The sequence below is a fragment of the Curtobacterium sp. MCPF17_021 genome (genome assembly GCF_003234605.2).
GTDB classification, from domain to species: Bacteria; Actinomycetota; Actinomycetes; order Actinomycetales; family Microbacteriaceae; genus Curtobacterium; species Curtobacterium flaccumfaciens.
Window position 1 is genome coordinate 62,216 of the sequence record NZ_CP126252.1, and the last position, 23,412, is coordinate 85,627.

19 protein-coding genes are annotated in these 23,412 nt (G+C 70.1%); 12 read left to right on the forward strand and 7 right to left on the reverse strand.

Translation table 11 applies throughout. The features are described from left to right. Positions 1-241: 241 nt before the first annotated feature. Together DEJ29_RS00280 and DEJ29_RS00285 are read left to right on the forward strand one after the other, a co-directional pair. Positions 242-4,039 (forward strand): beta strand repeat-containing protein, encoded by a 3,798-nt coding sequence (locus tag DEJ29_RS00280; RefSeq protein ID WP_284173947.1) that lies wholly within the window; start codon positions 242-244, stop codon positions 4,037-4,039. Between the two features lie 1,194 nt (positions 4,040-5,233). Next, on the forward strand, positions 5,234-5,410 hold the full coding sequence (locus DEJ29_RS00285; RefSeq protein WP_181438109.1) for a hypothetical protein: 177 nt from the start codon (positions 5,234-5,236) through the stop codon (positions 5,408-5,410). A 145-nt stretch (positions 5,411-5,555) separates the two neighbouring features. Here the strand turns inward: DEJ29_RS00285 and DEJ29_RS00290 are convergent, their stop codons facing one another. Then, on the reverse strand, positions 5,556-6,719 hold the full coding sequence (locus DEJ29_RS00290; RefSeq protein ID WP_284173948.1) for an MFS transporter: 1,164 nt from the start codon (positions 6,717-6,719) through the stop codon (positions 5,556-5,558). 86 nt (positions 6,720-6,805) lie between these two features. On the opposite strand from DEJ29_RS00290, the gene DEJ29_RS00295 reads away from it, so the two are divergent. The 8 genes from DEJ29_RS00295 to DEJ29_RS00330 all read left to right on the forward strand — a co-directional run bounded on the left by DEJ29_RS00295 (position 6,806) and on the right by DEJ29_RS00330 (position 15,444). Then, complete coding sequence (locus DEJ29_RS00295; protein ID WP_111094152.1) at positions 6,806-7,123, forward strand: ArsR/SmtB family transcription factor; 318 nt, start codon at positions 6,806-6,808, stop codon at positions 7,121-7,123. Positions 7,124-7,889: 766 nt separating this feature from the next. Beyond that, on the forward strand, positions 7,890-8,606 hold the full coding sequence (locus DEJ29_RS00300; RefSeq protein WP_017887786.1) for a GntR family transcriptional regulator: 717 nt from the start codon (positions 7,890-7,892) through the stop codon (positions 8,604-8,606). 93 nt (positions 8,607-8,699) lie between these two features. After that, entirely contained in the window at positions 8,700-9,722 is a 1,023-nt protein-coding gene (locus DEJ29_RS00305) for a sugar phosphate isomerase/epimerase family protein (protein ID WP_111094153.1), read from the forward strand. After that, positions 9,719-10,672, forward strand: coding sequence for a 3-hydroxyacyl-CoA dehydrogenase family protein (locus DEJ29_RS00310; protein ID WP_111094154.1), 954 nt, complete (start codon positions 9,719-9,721; stop codon positions 10,670-10,672). Before DEJ29_RS00305 ends, DEJ29_RS00310 begins: the two co-directional genes overlap by 4 nt. 16 nt (positions 10,673-10,688) lie before the next feature. Next, positions 10,689-11,474, forward strand: coding sequence for an SDR family NAD(P)-dependent oxidoreductase (locus tag DEJ29_RS00315; protein WP_111094155.1), 786 nt, complete (start codon positions 10,689-10,691; stop codon positions 11,472-11,474). Between the two features lie 120 nt (positions 11,475-11,594). After that, positions 11,595-12,986, forward strand: coding sequence for an MFS transporter (locus DEJ29_RS00320; protein ID WP_111094156.1), 1,392 nt, complete (start codon positions 11,595-11,597; stop codon positions 12,984-12,986). After that, entirely contained in the window at positions 12,983-14,689 is a 1,707-nt protein-coding gene (locus tag DEJ29_RS00325) for a dihydroxyacetone kinase family protein (protein ID WP_111094157.1), read from the forward strand. The genes DEJ29_RS00320 and DEJ29_RS00325 overlap by 4 nt, the downstream gene beginning before the upstream one ends. Then, a complete protein-coding gene (locus DEJ29_RS00330) occupies positions 14,686-15,444 on the forward strand; it encodes a triose-phosphate isomerase family protein (protein WP_111094158.1) in 759 nt (252 codons plus the stop codon). The genes DEJ29_RS00325 and DEJ29_RS00330 overlap by 4 nt, the downstream gene beginning before the upstream one ends. Here DEJ29_RS00330 and DEJ29_RS00335 read toward each other — a convergent pair. Together DEJ29_RS00335 and DEJ29_RS00340 are read right to left on the reverse strand one after the other, a co-directional pair. Continuing rightward, on the reverse strand, positions 15,441-16,115 hold the full coding sequence (locus tag DEJ29_RS00335) for a response regulator (protein WP_111094159.1): 675 nt from the start codon (positions 16,113-16,115) through the stop codon (positions 15,441-15,443). The genes DEJ29_RS00330 and DEJ29_RS00335 overlap by 4 nt on opposite strands. Then, positions 16,112-17,323 carry a sensor histidine kinase gene (locus tag DEJ29_RS00340; protein WP_258375879.1) on the reverse strand — a complete coding sequence of 404 codons (1,212 nt, stop codon included), beginning with the start codon at positions 17,321-17,323 and terminating at the stop codon, positions 16,112-16,114. The genes DEJ29_RS00335 and DEJ29_RS00340 overlap by 4 nt, the downstream gene beginning before the upstream one ends. A gap of 341 nt (positions 17,324-17,664) precedes the next feature. On the opposite strand from DEJ29_RS00340, the gene DEJ29_RS00345 reads away from it, so the two are divergent. Beyond that, positions 17,665-18,546, forward strand: coding sequence for a manganese catalase (locus DEJ29_RS00345; protein ID WP_111094160.1), 882 nt, complete (start codon positions 17,665-17,667; stop codon positions 18,544-18,546). A 78-nt stretch (positions 18,547-18,624) separates the two neighbouring features. On the opposite strand, the gene DEJ29_RS00350 is transcribed toward DEJ29_RS00345, so the two are convergent. The 4 genes from DEJ29_RS00350 to DEJ29_RS00365 all read right to left on the reverse strand — a co-directional run bounded on the left by DEJ29_RS00350 (position 18,625) and on the right by DEJ29_RS00365 (position 21,698). Continuing rightward, complete coding sequence (locus tag DEJ29_RS00350) at positions 18,625-18,951, reverse strand: hypothetical protein (RefSeq protein ID WP_071248763.1); 327 nt, start codon at positions 18,949-18,951, stop codon at positions 18,625-18,627. An 11-nt stretch (positions 18,952-18,962) separates the two neighbouring features. Beyond that, positions 18,963-19,421, reverse strand: coding sequence for an Hsp20/alpha crystallin family protein (locus DEJ29_RS00355; RefSeq protein ID WP_071404425.1), 459 nt, complete (start codon positions 19,419-19,421; stop codon positions 18,963-18,965). A gap of 109 nt (positions 19,422-19,530) precedes the next feature. Then, positions 19,531-20,184, reverse strand: coding sequence for a helix-turn-helix domain-containing protein (locus tag DEJ29_RS00360; RefSeq protein ID WP_258375880.1), 654 nt, complete (start codon positions 20,182-20,184; stop codon positions 19,531-19,533). Further along, complete coding sequence (locus DEJ29_RS00365; RefSeq protein WP_111094161.1) at positions 20,181-21,698, reverse strand: APC family permease; 1,518 nt, start codon at positions 21,696-21,698, stop codon at positions 20,181-20,183. The genes DEJ29_RS00360 and DEJ29_RS00365 overlap by 4 nt, the downstream gene beginning before the upstream one ends. Positions 21,699-21,891: 193 nt before the next feature. Between DEJ29_RS00365 and DEJ29_RS00370 the strand changes: the two genes are divergently transcribed. After that, positions 21,892-23,385: an APC family permease gene (locus DEJ29_RS00370; protein ID WP_111094162.1), complete on the forward strand. Its 1,494-nt coding sequence runs from the start codon at positions 21,892-21,894 to the stop codon at positions 23,383-23,385. Positions 23,386-23,412 lie beyond the last annotated feature (27 nt).

The following is a 23,412-nucleotide window of genomic DNA, read 5'->3' on the forward strand; positions in this document are numbered from 1 at the left end:
CAGTGGTTGAGAGTTAGGGATCAGGTTGAAACTCAATTGGCCTGGAGCGTCGCGTCGCTCCGCACATCACGGAGCACGTTCAGTGCTGCCGCGGCTTCGGTCGCGGCGTCTTGGAGTTGGAGCATCGATCGGGGCGCTCGCGCTTGTCGGATCGGTCCTCGGCGGTACCGCCGTCCTGACGGCGCCGGCCGCACCTGCGGAGGCGGCGACGATCCCCACCGTGACGTGTACGACCGATCCGGTGATCTTCAACACCGGCTACAACACGGCTACCGATGGTCAGACCGCCAACGGTGCTGAAGATGAGCGCTGGACCGTCGCCGGCGGGTACACCGGCCTCAACTACGTCAACACGACTACCGCACCCACCGGTCCTTCTCCCGCGGCGCTGCCGCCAGCGGGAACCACGTATGCGGCGGCGTACGCGGGGAAGGTCACGCCTGCGTGGGCCGACTCGCAGTCCGGGAAGTCGCAGTGGATCGTTGCTGATACCACCGCAGGCCAGAACCAGGCGACGGGGTATGGGGATTGGTACTACCGGTACCAGTTCAACCTCGCCCCGCAGGTTGACCCGTCGACGTTCCGGCTCGACATGTCCTGGCTCGCGGACAACTCCGTCGCTGGCGTGTGGGTCAACAACGTCGCTCAGGCGGGTGCCAACCTGCCGCAGTCCCCGGACACTCCCTACATCGGCGGCGGGTTCCTCGCCGGGGCTGCAGCGTCGACGTCAATGGCGGGCTCGTGGCAGACCGGCTTGAACACGATCCTCGTGCAGGTGAAGAGCTTCTACACCGCTGAGGGCTTCAACGCCGAGGTGCAGTCCGACGCGCTCTGCCCCACCTACACAGTCTCGAAGACCGCATCCGCAGCAGTTGCGCACCCCGGTCAGACGCTGACCTACACGGTGAACGTGACGAACACGAGCGGGGCCGCGTACACGGCCGCGAACCCGGCCTCCTTCTCCGATGACCTCTCGAAGATCCTCGACGACGCCACCTACAACGGCGACGCGTCGAACGGTGCAACCGTCACCGGGAACACGCTGTCCTGGTCTGGTCCACTCGCCGCTGGCGCGACACAAACCATCACCTACTCCGTGACGGTCGGATCACCTGACCCCGGTGACGGCACCCTGACGAACACCGTCACTCCCACCGGCGACGGCGGCACATGTGACCCCGACGCCACCTGCACCACGACAACACCGGTGCAGTCGTACTCCGTGACGAAGACCGCCGACCGCACTCAGGTCGTCCCCGGCCAGAAAATCACGTACACGGTGACCGTCAAGAACACCGGCAACGCCGCATACACCGTCGCCGCACCGGCGTCGTTCTCCGATGACCTGTCCTCCGTCCTCGACGACGCGACCTACAACGGTGACGCATCGAACGGCGCCACGTACGACGACCCGACGCTGTCCTGGTCGGGCCCGCTCGCAGCAGGTGCGACGGAGACCATCACCTACTCGGTGACGGTCAACGACCCCGACACCGGCGACTCGCAGCTCGACAACACCGTCGTCACGCCGGTCGGCAACGGCGGCGACTGCGACACCGACTCGGACAACCCGGCATGCACGGTGAACATCCCGTCGGGTTCGTACACGGTCGCCAAGACCGCCTCGACCGCGACCGTCACCGCTGGCGACAACGTCACCTACACGGTGACGGTGACGAACACCGGAAGCGTCGCATACACGGACGCTTCCCCGGCCTCCCTCAGCGACGACCTCACGTCGGTCCTCGACGATGCCACCTACAACGGTGACGCATCGAACGGTGCCACGGTCAGCGGCAACACGCTGACCTGGTCCGGCCCGCTCGCGATCGGTGCGACGCAGACCATCACCTACTCGGTGAAGGTCAACTCGCCCGACACCGGCGACAACGTGCTGAAGAACACGGTGCGGCCCACCGGTGACGGTGGCTCCTGCGACCCGGATGGGGACTGCTCTACCACCACTGAGGTGCGTGCGTTCACCATCTCGAAGACCTCGACTCCGGGCGGCACTGTTCACCCGGGCGATGAGGTCACCTACAAGGTGACGGTGAAGAACACCGGTACCGCCGCGTTCACCACCGCCAACCCGGCAACGTTCACCGATGACCTCTCGAAGGTCCTCGATGACGCGACGATCACCGACGGCCCGAACAACGGCGCCACGATCACCGGGAACACGCTGTCCTGGTCCGGAGCTCTCGCCGTCGGCGACACCATCACGGTCGCCTACGTGGCGACGGTGAACACCCCGGACGCCGGCGACAAGATCCTCACCAACGCCGCAGTCGCGGGCGACGGTGGCACCTGCGCCACCGAGGATGGTTGCACGACGTCGAACCCGGTCGGCACGTACACGGTCGAGAAGTCCTCATCCGCCACGGGTCCCGTGCACGCGGGCGACACGGTCACGTACACGGTGACGGTGAAGAACACCGGCACCGCCGCGTACACGGCCGCTGCTCCGGCGACGATCACCGATGACCTCTCCAAGGTCCTCGATGACGCCACCTACGTTGCGGGCTCCGCGACGAACGGTGCGAAGGTCTCCGGCACGACGCTGACTTGGTCGGGCGCTCTCGAGGTCGGTGGCACGCAGACGATCACCTACAAGGTGAAGGCTGGCCCCGCTGGCACCGGCGACGGGACCCTGACGAACGTCGTCACCGGCGACCCTGGCAACGGTGGCGGCTGCGCCACCGCGGGTGGCTGCACGACGACGAGCCCGCTGCAGGCGTTCAGCGTTACCAAGACCGCTGACCAGACCGAGGTCACCCCGGGCAGCACCGTGAAGTACACCGTCACGGTGATGAACACCGGGAAGGCTGCTTACACGGCCACCGACCCGGCGTCCTTCACGGACAGCCTGTCCGAGGTCCTCGACGACGCCACCTACAACGGTGACGCGTCGAACGGTGCCACGTACGACGCTCCGACGCTGTCCTGGTCGGGCCCGCTCGCAGCAGGTGGGACGGAGACCATCACCTACTCGGTGACGGTCAACGACCCGGACACCGGCGACAAGCAGCTGAACAACACTGTCGTCACCCCGGCCGGTCTCGGCGGCGACTGCGAGCCGAACACCGACAACGCTGCGTGCACCGCGAACATCCCCTCCGGGTCGTACACGGTGACGAAGTCCGCGGACACGAAGGCTGTCAAGCTCGGCGGCACGGTCACGTACACAGTGACGGTGCAGAACACCGGCAAGACCGCGTACACGGCCGAGAAGCCGGCGTCGTTCCGTGACGACCTGACCAACGTCCTCGACGACGCCAAGTACAACGGCGACGTCAACCAGGGCGCGAAGGTCGACGGGAACACGCTGACCTGGTCCGGTCCTCTCGCAGTCGGACAGACGATCAAGATCGTCTACTCCGTCACGGTCGACAAGAACGACGCCGGAAACCTCAACCTCGTCAACGCGGTCGTCCCGACTGCTGAGGGTGGAACGTGCGACCCGGAGGGCTCGTGCATCACGCACACGCCGGTGAAGTCGTTCACGGTCACCAAGACCGTTTCGACCACCGATGCGGTCAAGCCCGGCGACAAGGTCGGCTACACCGTCACGGTGAAGAACACCGGAGCGGTCGCGTTCACGACGGCCGCCCCGGCATCCTTCGCCGATGACATGTCGGACGTTCTGGATGACGCCACCTACAACGGTGACGCAACCAACGGAGCGAAGCTGACCGGGACGACGCTCAACTGGGCGGGTCCGCTCGGGGCCGGGCAGACCATCGCGGTGAAGTACTCCGTGACAGTGAAGGCCGCCGGCGCTGGCAACGGTGCACTGGTCAACACAGTCGACCCGCTCGTTGACGGCTCCTGCGACCCCGCGGGGACCTGTGAAACGGACACGCCGATCGCTGACACCCCGGCCGGTGTGACGCCGGTCATCCCGGGTCTGGCGTTCACGGGCACGGAGCTCGTCGGCCCCGGCATCGGTTTGGCACTGCTGCTCCTCGCTCTCGGCGGCGGGCTGCTGATCATCCGACGCCGCCGCAACCAGCACGGCGACGAGATCGACAACGCCTAACGAATTCATGGCCGGTCGGAGCGCGCTTCGCACAGCGCGACACCGGCCGGCCATGAATCACCGTCGACCCGACTGATCCCGGGAAGACGGTGACACCCCATCAGCTTCGGGCTGATGAAACTGGGACCTGACCAATCCCGACACGCGATCGGCGGGCCGCCCCCTAACGGCCCGCCGATCGTCATGTCCACCCGTCATCGCATGAGAGCGGAACTCTTCTGACTGCACGCAAGCTCCGGCTCGCGGCCCTCGCCGCTCGAACACGGCGTCTCCTCCGGGACACCTCCGACCCCGCCGAACGGGCCCTCGCGCTCATCATCGTCGCACGAGCCGTCGCTGACCATGCCGCCCCGGACCGTCGCCGCAAACGCCGACGGGAACGCTGCCGAGCTCAGCGGGACGGAACGTGTCGTCTCCGTCGCACTCGAGCACCTCAACCAAACCCGCGGAACTGGTGACCGGAACCCCTGCGCCGTTCCAATCCCAGCTGCTCTCCCGGTTGAAGCATCAACGGGAACAGCGCCGCACGCAGCAGCCATGCCCTGACCCCGCATAACGAACGAGGAACAACGTGCCCACACGCTCAACCGCGACGCCGGATGCGAGCACGAGCCTTCTCGTCGCTGGCGTAATACTCATCGTCGCCGCAATGGCCGCCTGGGCCCTCATGGGCGGGATCCTGTCCGCCGTGCTCCTCCTGGTCGGGGTCCCGATCGCGATCGGAGGAGCAGCCCTCCGAATCGGGAGAGGCGCCTGAGAAGCCATACCCCGCGCAGCAGTGCACCTCCGCCGGCCGGCTATCCGCAGCCCGCAGCTGCCAGCGGGCGAACCAGGCCTCAGGACGGAGACCGTCGTGACAGCTGCTCCCCTGCGAACGATGTCGACACCGTCCGGAAGCGGATCGGTCAGCGGACGGCGAATGGATCACCCGCCGATGCCATCAGCGTCCCGACCGACCAGCTCGTTCCGAGACGATCAACACCACGAACGCCACAACAATGAGCACTGCCCCGAGGACCTTCGTCGGCACTCCGGGTGGCACCACGAACAGTGCAACGCCACAGGCTGCGAGCACGATCAGGAGCGTGAGAGTCCAGGGGCGGATGCGCATGCGTCTGTCTACCATCAGCAGCCCAGCCCGCTCCGTCCCGGTAGCCGATCCGCTACTGGGACGGCCAGAGGTACGGTGACCTCATGAACCGTTCAAACGCCCTGTGGCTCACGTTCGCGCTGCTGGGCGTGGTGTTCCTTGGAGTCACAGCCGCCTTGTTCGCGCACGAATCATCGAGGCCGTTCGGATGGATCACACTCGTCAGCGCAATCGTCATCATGGCGAGCGCCTTGTTGGGCTACAGACGTTCCAAGCTGTGACCAAGGGGTGCCGAGCGTTTCGATAGCCGATCGGCTGCTGAGTCGTGGACTCCATGGGCGCTTCGGTGTCCGCAGAGCCTGTTGGGCGTTCGAGTAGCCCGGTTGGGCGCTGGTGTGTATCGGTGTCGGATGCATGGGCGGCGAATCATGCCGCCGATCGTCCGTCGCCGGCCCGCGACGAGACGGCGACGAGCGCGAGCGCGACGAGTGCGGCCACGCCCGCCGCGAGGAGCACCGCCCACGCGCCGAGGTGGAGTGCACCTGCACCGAGGACAGGGGCGACTGCGATGCCCACGTACGTCGCCGTCGAGTACCACGACAGTGAGACGCCGACCTCTGCCGGGTTCGCCGCGACGAGCACGGCCTGGATCCCGATCTGTGGCGCGATGGCGACGAGGCCCCACACGGCGTAGAGGAGGATCGCGCCGAGCAGCGATCGGGTGGACACGGACAGCGCCGCGTAGACCCCTGTCATCGCGATGAGGCCGAGCACGGTGGCCCACACGCCGCTTCGCCGATCCACCGCGATCCCACCGAGCCATGTCCCCACCAGGGTCGCGAGCCCGAAGGAGAGCAGCACGATGGCGAGCACACCTGGGCGCCCGCCGACGACCGGCGCGAGGACATCCGAGGTGAAGACGTAGAGCACGTTGAACGACACCATGTAGGACACCATCGCGACCAGCGCGAGGAGGATCCGGCGATCCGCGAGGACGCTGACGCGCTCCCGCAGCGACCGTGCGGCAGCACTGGGGATCCCCGTCATCGTCAACCCGATCGTGACCGCGAGGAGCCCGGCGAGCACCGCGATGCCAGCGAGCGCGGCCCGCCACCCGATCCCAGCAGCGACCGCCGCACCGAGCGGCGACCCGAACGCGATCGCGCCGGCGAACCCTGCGGTGACAATAGCGATCGCGCGTCCGCGGTGGTGCGGCTCGACGAGCGTCGGGGCAGCCGCGGTGGCGGGCGGCACGAGGGCCGCACCGCCGAGCGCGGCGACGACCCGTCCGACGATGAACACGTCGACGTTCCCCGCCACCGCCGTGACCGCGGTGCCGATCGCGACCAACGCCATCCCGGTCGTCAGGAGGCCCCGGCGCGGGACCACCGCCAGGAACGTGGCGACGAGGGGCGACGCAAGCGCGACGACGGCGGCGTACCAGGTGATCGCCGTGGCGACCGTCGCGGTGGAGGTGCGCAGTCCCACGGCGAGGTCCGGCAGGACGCCGGCGATCACGAACGCGTTCGTCCCGACCACGAACAGTGCAGCAGCGAGAACCCACAGGCGTGCCAGCGCAGGAGCGCCCATGCCACGGGCCGGATACGATCGTTCGAAGGATGTCATACGGACACGCTAGTGGACCGTTAGGCGTTTATCGAACGATTGGATGCGCAATGCCCGAGTACCCGAGCGCCGACCTCGCGGACATCCCGCTCGAGACGATCCTGAAGGCGCTCGGCGATCCCACACGCCTCGAGATCGTCCGGATGCTCGCCGACGGTGCGCCGTTGCCGAAGAACGACGTCTGGGCAGCGTTCGCCGCGTCGAAGGCGACCTGTTCGTACCACTTCAAGACCCTCCGCGAGGCAGGCATCGTGGTGTACGAGGTCCACGGCCGTACGCATGACATCCGCCTGCGCGTCGAGGAGCTCAACCTGCGGTTCCCCGGCCTGCTGCTGGCGGTGGCATCGGGCGACAGCCGCTCTGATTGACGACGAGACGAGAGCGGCGCGACCGGCCTCGTGCGACTGGACGATGCCCAATGATCCGACGCAACTCGCGACCCTCACGGAACAGTCGATTTCAGGCACCTGGAATCCCGAGGGCTACAAGGCGTTGGTCAGCCTGGTAGCCATGGCGTCATCGACCGTGGCGAAGGTTGACGTGTATGCGGCCCACCTTTAGAAGATCGCCGAGTCGCCGTCCGGCACCGTCCGCCAGGCAAATTCCTTCTACCTCCGACTCTGCACGGCGTAGTCGATTCGTCGGCGCGAACGGGTGTCGGCACGTGTCCGTGGGCTCAGCCGAGGATCGCTCAGCGGCACGTCCGTCGTTTCCGTCGAGCCGCGCGTCCCCGCTTGTCTGAATGGACACTACTCACGGGCCATGGAAACAGTGCCGCAAGCGGGTCGTTCACCGCTACACGACAACTGTCGCGCTCAGAGCGCTCCGTTGTCTCCTGCTGTCTGAACAGGGGTATCCCCGTATGACTGTCCCGCAAAAATGCCCGGTGAAGGGGCGCTGAACGCTCCACGGTTTTGCGCTCAACCTCGCGGTGCTCAGCAATGGGCGTCGCGCGACAGTGCGGCGGAGGTTGCGAGCAAGCAGGTCAAGGGACTGAAGGGCTGTGCTGCGCCGAGTAAATCCGTCGTGGGCCTGGTCGTGCGAGTCGATCGCAGGAGTGGTGCCCGGCAACGGCGCAGCCCGGCCCGGGGCCCTCGCACCGAGCCCGAGTCGTGGATTCTCTAGGATCGACCCATGTCCACGACCATGCCCGGCTTCGGGACGGAGCGCATCACGCAGCTCGGCCTGCGCGACCGCGTCTACGACCGGGTGCTCGAGGTCCTGATGGGCCACGATGTCGAACCGGGCATGCGACTGTCGATCGACGGCCTCGCCCGCAGTCTCGGGGTGTCCCCGACCCCGGTGCGCGAAGCCCTGGTCCAACTCGAACGCACCGGCCTCGTCACCCGTGAAGCGAACAAGGGATACCGGGTCTCCCCACCCCTGGCCGGCGACCAACTCGAGGCACTGTTCGACGCCCGACTCATCGTGGAGAGCGGCGCCGTCGAGCTCGCGGCCCGCGGCGACGTCGACGGCCTGCGCGAGCGACTGGCAGCAGCGCTCGACGAGCAGGCTGCGGTGGCCGCCGAGGTCGCGTCCGTCGGTGCTGCGCACGCTCCGGAAGAACTGATGGCCCGCTTCTTCCGCAGCGACTGGCAGTTCCACCAGCTGATCTTCGACGCGACACGGAACCCGTTCCTCGAGGAGATGTCCGAGATCATCACGACGCGCGTGCACCGCATGCGGCAGATCGTCGAGGGTGGCGGGGACGACACGGATCGTGCGGTCCAGGAACACCGGGCCATCCTGGAGGCGCTGGCTGCGGACCCGACGTCGGCCGTCGCCGCGATGCGGCTCCACATCGACGCCGTCCGGTTGCGTTCGCGCGCGGACGCGTCCCACACGAGCTGAGGCGGAGGGGTTGCGTTCCGGCGTCGTGCGAGTATCTTTCCTATAGGAAAGAGGTTCAATGCTGAACCACCACGACATGCAAGGGAGCATTCCGTGACCACTCCACAGGACTGGGTCGACCAGGATTGGGACCCCACCACCTGGACGTCGGGGACCTGGCCGATCGCCGCCTGCCTGCACGGGTTCGCGCAGGTCACCCGCGACGGGACGGCCTTCCACGACGCCCCCACCGAGGTGTGGGACGAGGTGTTCGCGCAGATCGAGGCCGTCGGCTTCTCGCTCGCCGAGCTCGCCGACAGCCACATCCGGCCCGCTGACCTCGAAGCCTCGCGCCGCGACGAGCTGTTCGCCGTCGCGAAGTCGCACGGCATCGGGATTCCCTCGGTGCACCTGCAGCGCAAGAGCGTCATCCAGCCCGGGCACGAGGAGGAGAACCTCGCCTACGCCCACCGCACCATCGACGCGGCGGCCGAGTGGGGCATGCAGGTCTTCTCGACCGGGCTGCACCAGCCGTTCACCGACGCTCAGAAGCGGGCGCTGTGGTTCTGGACGGCGCCGGGCCCGAAGGACCCGGACGACCCGGAGATCTGGGCCGCTGCGGTCAAGCGACTGCGGGAGCTCGGCGAGCACGCTGCGAGCGTCGGGCTGCCGATGGCGCTCGAGCTGTACGAGGACACGTACCTCGGCACCGCCGACAGCGCGGTCCGCCTGGTCGAGGAGATCGGGCTCGACAACGTCGGCCTGAACGCGGACGTCGCGAACCTCATCCGCCTGCACCGTCCCGTCGAGGACTGGCGGGAGCTGTTCGCGAAGACCATGCCGCACACCAACTACCTGCACGTGAAGAACTACACGCGTGACGAGGCCGGCGACGGCAGCTGGGCGACGAGTGCGCCGAGCACGATGGAGACGGGCTTCATCAACTACCGCCAGGTCCTGCGCGACGCCGTCGCCGACGGGTTCCGCGGGATCGTCATGACCGAGCAGTACGGCGGGGACAGCCTCGGCGTCTGCGCCACCAACCAGCAGTACATCCGATCCGTCCTCGCGACGACGAAGCTCGATGCGACGGCGACCCCGACTGCAGCAACCAGCAACGAAGGAGCAATCCGATGAGCACCCTCGACATCGCCGTCGTCGGGTCCGGCTACATGGGCGGCGGGATCGCCCAGGTCCTCGCCCTCGCCGGCCACACCGTCCGGATCGCCGACGTCTCGGCCGAGATCGCCGAGCAGAACCTGGAGCGGCTGCTCGGCGAGACCGCGCAGTTCGTCGCCGACGGGCTGTTCCCCGAGGACGCCGTCGAACGGGTCCGCGCACACCTGAGCGCTGCCGAGTCGATCGAGGCCGCCGTCGCCGACGCGGACTTCATCGAGGAGGCCGTGCCGGAGAAGCTCGAGATCAAGCACGCGACGCTGCGCCGCATCAGCGAGGCCGCTCGCCCCGACGCCGTGATCGGCTCGAACACCTCGACGATCCTGATCGAGTCGCTGGCCGAGGCGGTCGTGGGCCCGGAGCGGTTCCTCGGCGTGCACTTCTCGAACCCGGCACCGTTCATCCCCGGCGTCGAGCTCATCCCGCACCCGACCACGAACGAGCACGCGATCGGGGTCGGCGAGACCGTCGTCGCCGCGACCGGCAAGCAGTCGGCGCGGGTGAAGGACTCGACGGGGTTCGTCCTGAACCGCCTGCAGTACGCGCTGTTCGAGGAGGCCACGAAGATCGCCGACGAGGGCATCGCGAGCCCCGACGACATCGACACCATCGTGCGGACCACGTTCGGGTTCCGCCTGCCGTTCTTCGGCCCGTTCGCGATCGCCGACATGGCCGGGCTCGACGTCTACGCGTTCTGCTTCGAGTCGCTGCAGACCCGCTGGCCCGAGCGCTTCGCCACCCCGCCGTCGCTGCAGCAGCACGTCGACGCCGGTGAGCTCGGCACGAAGTCCGGCGCCGGGTACCTCGACGTGCCGGCCGACCGCACGCCCGAGCTCGTGGCCTACCGGAACAAGGCGTACGTGGCGATGCAGAAGCTCCTCGACGAGCTCGGCCCGGCACCGATCCACTGAGCCCGGAGCACGAACCATGAGCACGCAGAACCAGTCAGCCGGCCAGCACCAGGACCGCACCGTCGTCCTCACCGGGGCCGCCTCGCCGCGGGGCATCGGCCGCGCCACCGCCCACCACCTGGCCGAGGCCGGGTGGGACGTCGGGATCATCGACCTCGACCAGACGGCGAGCGAGCAGGTCGCCGCCGAGATCCGTGAGCAGCACGACGTGCGGGCCGTCGGTGTCGGTGCGAACGTCGCCGACGAGTCCGCCGTCCGTGCCGCCTTCGACACGATCGAGGCTGAACTCCGGCCGATCACCGCGCTCGTGAACCTGGCCGGGGTCTCCTCCGCGCACGCCTACCTCGACCTGCCCGAGGGGGAGTGGCACCGCGTGCTGTCGATCAACCTCGACGGTGTGCACTTCGCCAGCTTGCGGGCGGCGGAGTCGATGGTGCGGTCCGGCTACGGGCGCATCGTGAACCTGTCGTCGGTCTCCGCCCAGCGCGGCGGCGGCACCTTCAGCAAGACCCCGTACACGGTGGCGAAGGCCGGCGTGATCGGCCTGACCCGTGGCCTGGCGCGCGAGCTCGGCCCGCGCGGCATCACGGTCAACGCCATCGCCCCCGGTCCGATCGACACCGACATCATGGGCGGCACCCTGTCCGAGGAACGGAAGACCGAGATGGCCGCCGACGGCGTCCTGCCGCGCATCGGCACCCCGCGGGACATCGCTGCCGCCATCGCGTACCTGATCAGCGAGGACGCCGGGTTCGTCACGGGCCAGACGCTCAACGTCGACGGCGGCCTGTACATGCACTAGGGCCAGCCGCCCACGGAACGCGCGCCGACCGGGCGACGCGATCCGTGCCTCCCGTCCGGACGACCGAACCGACCGCCGGACGCCAGAACGACCGCACCGTGCTCGCAAAGGAGCGAACCCGTGTCACTACCCCCTGCCCCCGCGCTCGGGTCGACGAACGACCCCGGCCTCAAGTCCGCCATCGGCAAGGCGACGAAGCACCTCATGCCGATGCTCGTCATCCTGTACTTCGTCGCGTTCCTCGACCGCACGAACGTCGGCTTCGCCGAAGAGGCCCTGCGCGTCGACCGCGGCATCTCCGACGCCGCCTTCGCCCTGGGCGCCGGCATCTTCTTCATCGGCTACGCGATCTTCGAGATCCCGTCGAACCTGCTGCTCAAGCGGTTCGGTGCGCGCTTCTGGCTCGCCCGGATCGCCGTCACGTGGGGCATCGTCGCCGCACTGTTCGCCTTCACGACGAACGACACGATGTTCATCATCCTGCGGTTCATCCTGGGCGTGACCGAGGCCGGGCTGTTCCCGGGCGTGATCATGTACCTGTCCGAGTGGTTCCCGAACAAGGTGCGCGTGCGCATGTTCGCGATCTTCTACCTGGCGCAGCCGTTCTCGCAGATGATCGGCGCCCCGCTGTCCGGCGGCCTCATCAGCGTCGGTGACCAGGTCACGCCGTTCCACGGCTGGCAGGTCATGTTCGCTGGCGAGGGGATCCTCGCGGTGCTGGCGGGCATCGCGGCCCTGGTGTTCCTGACGAACAGTCCGCAGCAGGCGAAGTGGCTCGAACCGGGCGAGAAGGCGTCGCTCACCGCGGCCATGGAGCGCGAGGACACCGCCCGCAGCGAGGACGGCCCGAAGGGCATCTGGCGCGCGATGGGCAGCGGGCGTGTCTGGTACTTCACGATCATCTACTTCTGCCTGCAGGTCGCGGTGTACGGCACGACGTTCTACCTGCCGCAGCAGGTGTCCTCGCTGCTCGGGCAGGACGTCGGCTGGCAGGTCGGTCTGGTGTCCGCGATCCCGTGGCTCGTCGGACTCGTCGCCTGCTACCTGATCGGGTCGCGTGCGGACTCCGTCGGACGCCGTCGTCGCTGGGGCACCCTGTTCTACGTCACGACCGGCCTGTCGATCCTCGGCTCGGCGTGGGCGGGTGCGAACGGGCAGCCGGTGCTCGGCATCCTGTTCATCACCCTGGCCGTCGCGAGCTTCCTGGCCGTCGGCCCGATCACCTGGGCGTACCCGACGGCGTTCCTGACCGGTGCCGCAGCCGCAGCGGGCATCGGCCTGATCAACTCGCTCGGCAACCTCGGCGGGTTCGTCGCCCCGATCATGCGCACCGCGATCAACGAGGTGGTGCCCACCGACAGCGGTGCGTTCGGCATCGTCTCGCTCGGCGTCCTGGCGTTCGTCGCCGCGGTGATGATCTTCTGCACCAAGTTCTTCCGCGGGGCCAAGGCCGACGAACTGCTCGACACCTCGCACGTCCGCACCACCGACCCGAAGGGCAGCAAGCGATGACCAGACTGTTCAACGACCCGGCGGACTTCGCCGACGAGGCGACCGACGGCTTCGTCGCCGCGAACGAGCGGTGGGTGCGCGGGGTGCACGGCGGGGTCGCCCGCTCCACCACGAGCCCCGACGGCACGGTCGCGGTCGTGATCGGCGGGGGCTCGGGCCACTACCCCGCGTTCGGCGGACTGGTCGGACACGGACTGGCCGCGGGTGCCGCGATGGGCAACCTGTTCGCCAGCCCCAGCGCCCAGCAGGTCACCGGGGTCGCGAAGGCCGCGGAGCACGGTGGCGGGGTGCTGCTCAGCTACGGCAACTACGCCGGTGACGTCCTGAACTTCGACGCCGCGGCGCGCACGCTCGAGGCCGACGGCATCCCGGTCCGGACGGTCCGCGTCACCGACGACGTGACGAGCGCCCCGGCCGACGAGCGCGCGAAGCGCCGCGGCATCGCGGGTGACCTCTGCGTCTTCAAGGTCGCCGGCGCCGCCGCCGAGCGCGGGGACGACCTCGACACGGTCACCGCCGTCGCCGAACGGGCGAACGACCGGACGCGCAGCTTCGGCGTCGCGTTCTCCGGGTGCTCGCTGCCGGGCGCCGAGGAACCCCTGTTCACGGTGCCCGAGGGCCGGATGGCGGTCGGCATGGGCATCCACGGCGAGCGTGGCATCGACGAGACGGACGTGCCGTCGGCCGACGGTCTGGCCGAGCTGCTGGTGTCCCGGCTGCTCGACGAACTGCCCGACGGCGTGACGCTCGAGGGCCAGCGGGTGGTCCCGATCCTGAACGGCCTGGGCTCGGTCAAGTACGAGGAGCTCTTCGTCGTCTACCGCTCGGTGCAGCGGCGCCTGGCGGACGCCGGGGTCGTCATCGTGGAGCCCGAGGTCGGCGAACTCGTCACGAGCTTCGACATGGCCGGGGTCTCCCTGACGCTGTTCTGGCTCGACGACGAGCTCGAGGAACTCTGGGCAGCACCCGCGGACACGCCCGCCTACCGCAAGGGCGGTGCGGTCGCCGAACAGCGGGTCGACCCGTCCACCGTGGCGGCGGACGCCGAGGGCGTCGGCATCGGCCCGGCGACCGACGAGTCCCGTGCGGTCGCCGAGCAGGTCGCCGCCGGGTTCGCCGCGGTCCGCGCCGTCCTCGACGAGCACGCCGACGAACTCGGACGCATCGACGCCGTGGCCGGTGACGGCGACCACGGCATCGGGATGCAGCGCGGATCGCACGCCGCCGACGTCGCAGCCGCCGACGCGGTCAGCCGCGGTGCCGGTGCCGGCACCGTCCTGCTGATCGCCGCGGATGCGTGGTCCGACAAGGCCGGCGGCACGTCCGGTGCGATCTGGGGTGCCGCCCTGGAGGCACTGGGTCGCGTGGTCGGGGACGACTCGCGTCCGTCGGGTGCCACCGTCGCGCAGGGGGTCCGCGCGGCCACCGAGGCCGTGCTCGCGTTCGGCGCCACCGTCGGCGACAAGACGATGGTGGACGCCCTGGTGCCGTTCGACGAGGTGCTCCGCACCCGGCTCGACGCCGGTGCGGCGCTCGCCGAGGCCTGGGGTGACGCCGTCCGTGCCGCCCGCGAAGCGGCCGACGCCACGGAGTCCCTGGTGCCGAAGATGGGCCGGGCGCGGACGCACGCCGACCAGGCGGTCGGCACCGCGGACCCCGGCGCGCTGTCCTTCGCCCTCGTCGTGGAGACGGTCGCGCCGTGATCACCGTCGGGGTGTCGCTGAAGACGTACTTCTCGCACGCCCGGACGCTGGAGTGGGCGGCCGAGGTCGCCGACATCGCCCGGCGGCACCCCGCGGTGCGCTCGGGAGCGGCGACGCTGTTCGTGGCGCCGACGTTCCCGGCCCTCGTCCCGGTGCGCGACCTGCTCGCCGGCACCGGGGTGCAGCTCGCTGCGCAGGACCTGTCGTGGGCCGACGCGGGCGCGTTCACCGGCGAGGTCTCCGGCGCCGAATTGCGGGAGATCGGCGTCGACCTGGTCGAGATCGGGCACGCCGAACGGCGTTCCCTGTTCCACGAGGACGACGCGACGATCGCGGGGAAGGTGCACGCGGCCTTCCGCAACCACCTGCGTCCGCTGGTCTGCGTCGGGGAGCCGGACCGGGCCTCCGATCCGACCGAGGCCATGGCGGCGGTGACCGCGCAGCTCGACCGGGCCGTCTCGGCCGCCGTCGCGGACGGGCTCGCCGGACCCCTGACCGTCGCCTACGAACCGGTGTGGGCGATCGGCGCCCCGGCGCCCGCACCCGACGAGCACATCGTCACGGTGCTCGACGGGATCGAGCAGCACCTCGCCACCCGGCCCGAGCTGCACGGCAGCACCGTGCTCTACGGGGGCAGTGCCGGACCCGGCCTGCTCACCCGGGGGCAGGGGCGGATCGGCGGGCTGTTCCTCGGACGGTTCGCCCACGACCCCGCAGCGGTCGAGGCGATCCTCGACGAGGTCGCAGCGGGCTAGGACCCCTCGCGGGCGCCCGCCAGCCCGTGGTCGTGTGCGTAGACGACGAGCTGCACCCGGTCGCGCAGTGACAACTTGCCGAGGATGCTCGAGATCTGGGTCTTCACCGTCGACTCGGTGACGTACTCCCTGGTGGCGATCTCGGCGTTCGAGAGCCCACGGGACGCCCACCCGAACACGACGCGCTCCCGCTCGGTCAGGGTCGCGAACTCCGGCGGCTGCGGTGCGGGGGCCCGCGCCACGTCGGTGCCGAACAGCTGCGCGAGGTCGTTCGGTGCGATGACCGAGCTGCCCTCGTGCACGGCCCGCACCGCGGCGAACAGGAACGGCGGCGTGGTGTCCTTGAGCAGGAACCCGCTGGCGCCGAGCCGGATCGCGGTCGCCGCCGCCGGGTCGAGCCCGAAGGTGGTGAGCACGACGACGCGGGGCAGCGGGCCCGGGACGACGCCGGAGTAGAGCTGGCGGACGGTCTCCACGCCGTCCATGCCGGCCATCCGCATGTCGAGCAGCACCACGTCGGGGCGCACCTCGGGGATGAGCGCGAGCGCTTCGGCGCCGTCGGAGGCCTCACCGACCACGCGCATGTCGTCCTGGGCGTCGAGCACCACCCGGAGCCCGGCGCGGAACAGCGCCTGGTCATCGGTGAGCAGGATCCTGATCGGTTCGGTCATCGGACGGGTCCCCCTTGGACGTCGAACGGGATGCGGGCGCGTGCCGTGAACACGTCGTCCAGCACGGCGGCGTCGAACGACCCACCGAGGGCGCCGAGGCGCGAGTCCATGCCGTCGATCCCGCGGCCCGAGCCGGCGGTGGTGCCGTCGCCGGCGACGTTCTCGACCTCGAGCACCAGGTCGGCGCTCCGCCAGGTCTCCCGCACGACCACCGGGTTGCCCGGGGCGCCGTGGCGCAGGGCGTTCGTGAGCATCTCCTGCAGCACGCGGCGGGCGGCCGTGCCGGTGTCCGGGCGCAGGGCCAGTGGGACCCCGCGCACCGTGCGGTCGACGTCGACCCCGGCGTCGCGGATGCCCTGCACGATCTCCTCGAGCGAGCCCGGGCCGGTCGCCTCGGCGGAGCCGTCGATGTGCCCGAGGACCTGTCGGACCTCGACCAGGGAGCTCCGGGCGGTGCTCGCGATGGTGGCGCTGACCGCTCGGATGCGCGCCTCGTCGTCGAGGAACGGCACCGAGTCGGCCTGCGCGATGATGACCGCGAGCGAGTGGCCGACGACGTCGTGCACGTCGCGGGCGATGTCCGCGCGGATGCGTTCGGACTCGGCGACGTCGATCGCGCGGGTGGCGGTGGCCTCGGCCTCGGTGGCGACGGCCTCGGCACGTGAGGCTGCGGCCTCGGCATCGGCACGGCGCTCCGACTCGCGGTCGCGGGAGCGGAAGGCCCGGACAGCGACGCCGCCCGCCCAGACCCCGAGCAGCGCGGTCACCGGGGCGGCCATCGCCAGGAAGGCCTGGTCGCGCGGGCCGTTGATGAGCACGAGGAACCGGAAGCCGGTCGACGCCAGGTAGACCGTGGCACCCGCCCCGGCGACGACCGCGAGCACGCCCGAGACGACGACCTCGGTGCGGGTGCCCACGACGGCGGCGGTGCCGATCACGACGAAGAGCGCGAGGTCCACCAGCGACGGGCGCTCGCCGCCGCCGACCTGGATCACCCCGAGGACGACGACCATGGCCATCGCGGCGGACGGGGAGATGCGACGCAGGGCGATCGCCACCGAGGCCGACAGGACCGCGGCGAGGCTCGCGTGCTCGAGCTCGAGGTCGATGGGCAGCAGGAAGACGAACGCCGCCAGGACCGCCCAGGCCACGTCGATGACGATCGACCGGGTGGCGAGCGGCCGGAGGAACCTGCCCCGTTCGGTCACGAGAGCGATCCTCCCATGCCGTACCGGCGTCACGCGGGCGGGGCCATGGCCATCAGTGCGATGACGGTGGCGACCACGATCGCCGCGCAGAGCAGCAGGGTGGCGATCGTGTGCTTGGTCGAGGTCTGCATGCTCCCAGCCTGCGCAGCCGGACGGCCGAGGGCATCGGGCGGCCGACCGAAGGGCCTCGTCCTGCCGGGTGAAGCCGACGGTGGACCCGGAACCGTGGAACGGCGCATCCGGGACACCCTCTGCGTGATCCGGCCACCTTGGACGGCCGCTCAGTGCCCCCGGCGAACCATCGGCCGTGCAATCGCTCGATCGAGACGAAGGAGCACGATTTGTACTTCCACAAGCAGGAACTCCAGTTCAAGGCAACGCCCGACAAGCCCGACGCGATCTACGCCCGCAAGCTGCAGGAGGTGCTCGGCGGCCAGTACGGAGAGATCTCCGTCGCGCTGCAGTACCAGTTCCAGGCGTGGAACATGCACATCCCCGGCAAGTACCGCGACATGGTGTTCGGCATCGGTGCCGAGGAGATGGGCCACGTCGAGATGCTCGCGACGATGATCGCGCAGCTGCTCGAGAAGTCCCCGCTCGGCATCACCGAGGACGCCCTGCAGGACGACCCCACGGTCGCCGCGGTGGTCGGTGGCACCGACGTCCAGCACGCGATCGTCGCCGGTGCGGGCGCCCGTCCGGTGGACAGCAACGGCAACCCCTGGCAGGGCTCGTACATCACCGCCAGCGGCAACCTGCTCGCCGACTTCACGGCGAACGAGAACGCCGAGATGCAGGGTCGTGTGCAGGCCGCGCGGCTCTACCACATGACCGACGACCACGGCGTCCGTGACCTGCTGTCGTTCCTCATCGCCCGCGACACGATGCACCAGAACATGTGGGCGACCGCCGCGGCCGAGCTGCGCGAGCAGGGCGTCGAGGGCTTCCCCGTGCCGAGCAACTTCCCGCAGTCGAAGGAGAACCAGGAGGTCCACTACCAGTACCTCAACTTCTCCGACGGCGCCGAGGCGAAGAACGGCTCGTGGGCGTCCGGCCCGTCGTTCGACGGCAAGGGCGAGTACTCGTACCACGACGGCCCCACCACCTCGGCCGCGTACCCGCCGCCCACGCACCCCGACGTCCGGCTCTACGGCACCACCGAGATCCCGAACGTCGTCGAGAAGACGGCCGGCCTGGTGCAGGACAAGCTGAACAAGGAGTAGTCCGGACGGTCGCCGGCGCGACCGAACGACAGGAGGCCCGGCGCACGACGTGCACCGGGCCTCCTGTCCGTCAGGGGGTCACCGCACCGACGGGGCGGACCCGCCCACGGTCATCAGTGCCCCCGTCTCGGGTTCTTCGTCGCGCGGTGCCTCGAAGATGCCGGAGTAGGCGCGCACCGCGCTCCACCCCGCGATCAGCAGGGCCGTGCCGAGGACCGCCGCGACCCAGGGCGCCAGGAGCGACTGCTCGAACAGCCGGGGCGCGGCGACCCAGGTCAGGAACGTGCCGGTCAGGCTGCCGGTCGCCCCGAGGAGCACGGCGGTGCGCCGGTCCAGGCTCGTCAGCGCGAGCGCCGCGGTGACGACGAGGACCGCGACCACCGCGTTCAGCAGGACGGACGTCATCGCTCAGCTCCTCACTCTGCGGCGGCGCCGGAACCGGCGGCGCCGGAGCCGACCGCGAGCTGCTCGGACGCGCCACCGACGGTGACGGCGATCTTGCGCGGCTTCGCGGACTCCTTGACGGGGATCGTGACGCTCAGCACACCGTTGTCGTACCCGGCGGTGATGCGCTCGGCGTCCAGGCCGTCGCCGAGCGTCAGCTGCCGGACGAACGTGCCGGGCTGGCGCTCACGGGTGAGCCACTGCGAGCCCTCGGGTGCGCCGAGGGTGCGCTCGGCGCGGATGGTCAGGACGGAACCGTCCACGTCGATGTCGACCGAGCCCGGGTCGATGCCGGGCAGGTCGACGTCGAGGACGTAGTGGTCCCCGGTGCGGTACAGGTCCATCGGCATCGAGCGCGGGCCGGCGGCGGTGCCGAGGAGCGAACCCGCGAGTCGGTCGAGCTCGCGGAACGGATCGAAGTTCATCGTCATCGAAATCAACTCCTTCGTGGTTCTCGTTGAGTCCCCTCGACTCAACTGCCACCGTTTTAGCACTCGACCCTGGTGAGTGCCAAAAGATCGCTCGGAGGACGCCGAGAACTCAGCCGAGCAGGGGCTCGAGCCGCGCGACCGCCGCCCGCAGGTGCACCAGGGCCTGGCCAGGAGACTCCACCCGGGCCGCGGGCGCGGACAACGTCAGCCCCGCCACGAGCTCACCGCGCTCGCCGCGGACGGGCAGGGCCAGGCACCCGAAACCCCGCACGAAGGCACCGACCTGCGACGCCGAGGCACCGCCGGCCGCGTGCAGCCGCCCCATCGCGCTCGACCCAGGTGCCGATCGCAGGGCGGTCGCGTCGAGGAGCGGGAAGTCCGGGTCGACGTCGACGTCGCAGATCCCGTCGGCGTCGTACCGGGCCAGGTGCACCCCGGCGCGGACCGCCGAGCGCACGTCGGACAGCACGGACCGGACGGCTCGGGGGAGTGGTGGGACCGACGGGGCCGCGGCCGGGGCGACGCCGGCGAGCTCCGAGACCTTGTGCCCCAGTGCGAAGCCGCGCAGGTCCGGCAGCCGCACCAGGTACTCGTCCTCCACGAGCAGCGTGATGAGCCGGTAGGTGGTCGCCCGCGGCATCCCGAGCGCGTCCGAGATCTGCTGGGCGGTGACGCCGGGCCCGGCGTGCGCGACCGCCTCGAGCACCGCGAGGGCGTTCTGGATCGCCTTCGGCTGCCGCGCGCGGAGACCGGGTTCGCTCACCGCACCCCCGTCCCGTGGCCGGGTCCGGCGGACGGCCGGGAGGCGCCCAGCAGGTCCGCCTCGACCGGCACGTCGTACACCGCCCGGCTCCGACCCCGTCGCCAGGGTCGCCGACGGGTCGCCACCAGGAACGCGACGACGACCGCGGTGACCGTCCCGACGGCGAGGACGACGGCCGGCCACCGGGGCGATGCGGCCTCGACCCCGGCGTAGGTGAGCAGCACGGCGGTGAGCAGGACGCCGGTCGTCACCGCGGTGGTCGCCACCCCGGTCGTCAACTCATCGATGCGGCGCAGGAACACCGGGGCCGCGAAACACGTCATCGCGTACGCCGTCAGGTACCCGAGTGCCGCGACGACCAGTTCGGCCTCCATCAGGGACCAGGTCGGGATGCCGGTGAGGAGCCCGAGGACCGGCAGCGCGGTCAGCACCGAGCACGCCAGCACGCCCGCGACGAAGGGTGTCCGGAACCGTGGCGACGCCCGCCCGAGCGCTGCGGGCAGCACCCCTTCACGGCCCATCGCGAACAGCACCCGGACGAGCGCCGTCGTCGAGGCGATCGCGCACGCGGCGAACGAGGCGGCGATCCCGAGGTCGAGCGCCCACCCGACCCACTGCATGCCGAAGGCCGTGGCGAGCTCGTTGACCGGCGACGCGCTCGTGGCGAGGTCGGCGCCGATCGCGGCGAACCCGGTCTGCTGGGCGGCAGCGCTCACGACGTAGAGCACGCCCGCGACCAGGACGGTCCACGAGATCGCGCGGGGGATCGCCTGGAACGGACGCCGGGCCTCCACGCCGAGCACCGACGCGCTCTCGAACCCGACGAAGGCGGTGACCGCGAGCGCCGTGCCCACCGCGAAGGGTGCCGGTGCAGTCGGACCGAGCGCGAGGGCGGACGTGTCGACGGGGTGCAGCCGTGCGACCAGGGCGACGATCAGCACGACGATGACGGCGACGGACAGGGTCTCGACGAGCAGGGTGAGGCGCGTCGACAACCGGACCCCGAGGGCGATGACGGCGAACACCGCGGCGCCCATGACGGTGATCACCACGACCGTGACCAGGGAGCCGGTGCCGGCCAACGGGACGAACCGGGACAGCAGGTAGTCGAGGTAGTAGCCGCTGCCGGTGAGCGAGAACATCGCGATGAACCCGTAGCCGAGCAGCAGAGCAGCGCCCGCGACCACACCGGCCGCCGGCCCCAGGCCGAGCGAGACGTAGGTGTAGAGCGAGCCGGTGCCCGCCACGCGTCGGACGAACTGGTTCACGGTGCGTCCGACCAGGAACGACAGCGCCATCGCGGCGAGCAGGGACCACGTCGCGCCCTGCCCGGCGACGGTCGCGACGAGCACCGGGATCGTGGTGGCCGCCGCCGACGGTGCGACCGCGGACACCGACTGCGCCAGCACGTCGACCGGGCCGATGCTCCGCCGGGACAGCCCGTCGACGGGGGAGCGCGTGCCGATGCCCGGCACCCGTGGCGGGTCGGCGATGGCACGGTCGAGCGCGGTCATGCGGCAACGGTACGGGGGCTGCGTTGCCCCGGTGTCTCGGTCGTGTTTCGCGGTGGTCTCGGGCAAATGAGACGCCTCGTCCGGGCCGTCCCATTCGGGTGCGTGCGGGTTTCACACCCGTGGAACGGGGGCGCAACGGCAGCGCGGGACCGTGGTCCCACCCCGACCCCGTCACCCGAACCGGAAGGCCACGATGTCCAGCATCACGAAGGACCCCGCGTCACTCGGAGCCGTACCCGCACCCCAGCGGACGATGCGCGGCTCGCTCGGCGTCACCGCGATCGTGTTCATGGTCGTCGCGGCCGCCGCCCCGCTCACCGTCGTCGGCGGTGCCGCCCCGCTCGGCATGCTGCTCGGCAACGGCGTCGGGTTCCCGTCGCTCTACGCCGCGTCCGCCGTGATCCTGCTCCTGTTCTCGGTGGGGCTGGCGGCGATGACCCGGCACCTGCCACGACCCGGCGCCTTCTTCACGTTCGTGGGCCACGGGCTCGGTCGTCCGGCCGGTGCGGGGGCGGCCACCCTGGCGCTGCTGACCTACACGACGATCCAGGTCAGCGTGCACGGCTACATCGGGTACCTGCTCGGGGTGACCGTCACGGGCCTCGGTGGGCCGGACATCCCCTGGTACGTGTGGTCCCTGGTCGTCGTGGCGCTCGTCGGGGTGCTCGGCTACCGGCACATCGACCTGTCGAGCAAGGTCCTCGGCGTCCTGCTCGTCGGCGAGGTCGGGATCGTGCTCGTCCTGGTGGCCGCGATCGTGTTCCGCGGCGGTGCCGACGGGCTCTCGCTCGCACCGTTCGAACCGATCCACGTCATGTCCGGCTCGCCCGGCGTCGGCCTCATGTTCGCCATCGCGGCGTTCATCGGGTTCGAGGCCACCGCGATCTTCCGCGACGAGGCGAAGGACCCGGAGCGCACGATCCCGCGGGCCACCTACACCGCCGTCATCGGCATCGGCGTGTTCTACACGCTGGCGTCGTGGGGACTCGTGATGGCCTGGGGTCCGGACGGCGTGCTCGCCGAGGCCGCGAAGGACCCGGGCGCGCTCATCCTCACCACGGCGGCGCAGTACATCGGTACCGCGGGCGAGGCCGTCATGAACGTGCTGCTGCTCACGAGCATGTTCGCCTGCGTCCTGTCCTTCCACAACGTCATCACCCGGTACCAGCACTCGATGGCGAACGCCTCGCTCCTGCCCGGTCGTCTCGGCACGGTGCACCGCAAGCACGAGTCACCGCACACCTCGAGCGTCGTGCAGACCGTCACCGCCGCCGTGCTCATGGTCCTGTTCGCCGTCCTCGGCCTCGACCCGGTCCTGCAGGTCTTCAGCTGGTTCGCCGGCGTCGCCACCCTGGGCGTGGCGATCCTGATGGCCGCGACGAGCCTCGCCGTCATCGTCTACTTCCGCCGGAACCGCGCCGACCGCCGCATCTGGAACACCGTCATCGCCCCGGTCCTTGGGTTCGTCGGGCTCGTCGCCTCGGCCGTCCTGATCTGGGCGAACTTCCCGACGCTCGTCGGTGACGTCGACGGTTCCGGAGCGAGCGTCTTCGGTGTCGTCAGCACCGTGCTCACCGGCCTCGTCGTGGTCGTGCCCGCCGTCGGCGTCCTGCAGGCCGTGGTGCTGCGCCGGCGCGACCGCCGCCGCTACGACCAGATGCTCGACCGTCTCGCCAGCGACGGCTGACCGACCCACCCGACCCGCGCCTCCAGA

Bases quoted from the DNA above. Each gene is read 5' to 3' on its own strand.
- DEJ29_RS00285 (WP_181438109.1), top strand. From the start codon at position 5,234: ATGAACCGTTCAAACGCCCTGTGGCTCACGTTCGCGCTGCTGGGCGTG.
- DEJ29_RS00290 (WP_284173948.1), bottom strand. From the start codon at position 6,719: ATGGGCGCTCCTGCGCTGGCACGCCTGTGGGTTCTCGCTGCTGCACTG.
- DEJ29_RS00295 (WP_111094152.1), top strand. From the start codon at position 6,806: ATGCCCGAGTACCCGAGCGCCGACCTCGCGGACATCCCGCTCGAGACG.
- DEJ29_RS00300 (WP_017887786.1), top strand. From the start codon at position 7,890: ATGTCCACGACCATGCCCGGCTTCGGGACGGAGCGCATCACGCAGCTC.
- DEJ29_RS00310 (WP_111094154.1), top strand. From the start codon at position 9,719: ATGAGCACCCTCGACATCGCCGTCGTCGGGTCCGGCTACATGGGCGGC.
- DEJ29_RS00315 (WP_111094155.1), top strand. From the start codon at position 10,689: ATGAGCACGCAGAACCAGTCAGCCGGCCAGCACCAGGACCGCACCGTC.
- DEJ29_RS00325 (WP_111094157.1), top strand. From the start codon at position 12,983: ATGACCAGACTGTTCAACGACCCGGCGGACTTCGCCGACGAGGCGACC.
- DEJ29_RS00335 (WP_111094159.1), bottom strand. From the start codon at position 16,115: ATGACCGAACCGATCAGGATCCTGCTCACCGATGACCAGGCGCTGTTC.
- DEJ29_RS00350 (WP_071248763.1), bottom strand. From the start codon at position 18,951: ATGACGTCCGTCCTGCTGAACGCGGTGGTCGCGGTCCTCGTCGTCACC.
- DEJ29_RS00355 (WP_071404425.1), bottom strand. From the start codon at position 19,421: ATGACGATGAACTTCGATCCGTTCCGCGAGCTCGACCGACTCGCGGGT.
- DEJ29_RS00365 (WP_111094161.1), bottom strand. From the start codon at position 21,698: ATGACCGCGCTCGACCGTGCCATCGCCGACCCGCCACGGGTGCCGGGC.
- DEJ29_RS00370 (WP_111094162.1), top strand. From the start codon at position 21,892: ATGTCCAGCATCACGAAGGACCCCGCGTCACTCGGAGCCGTACCCGCA.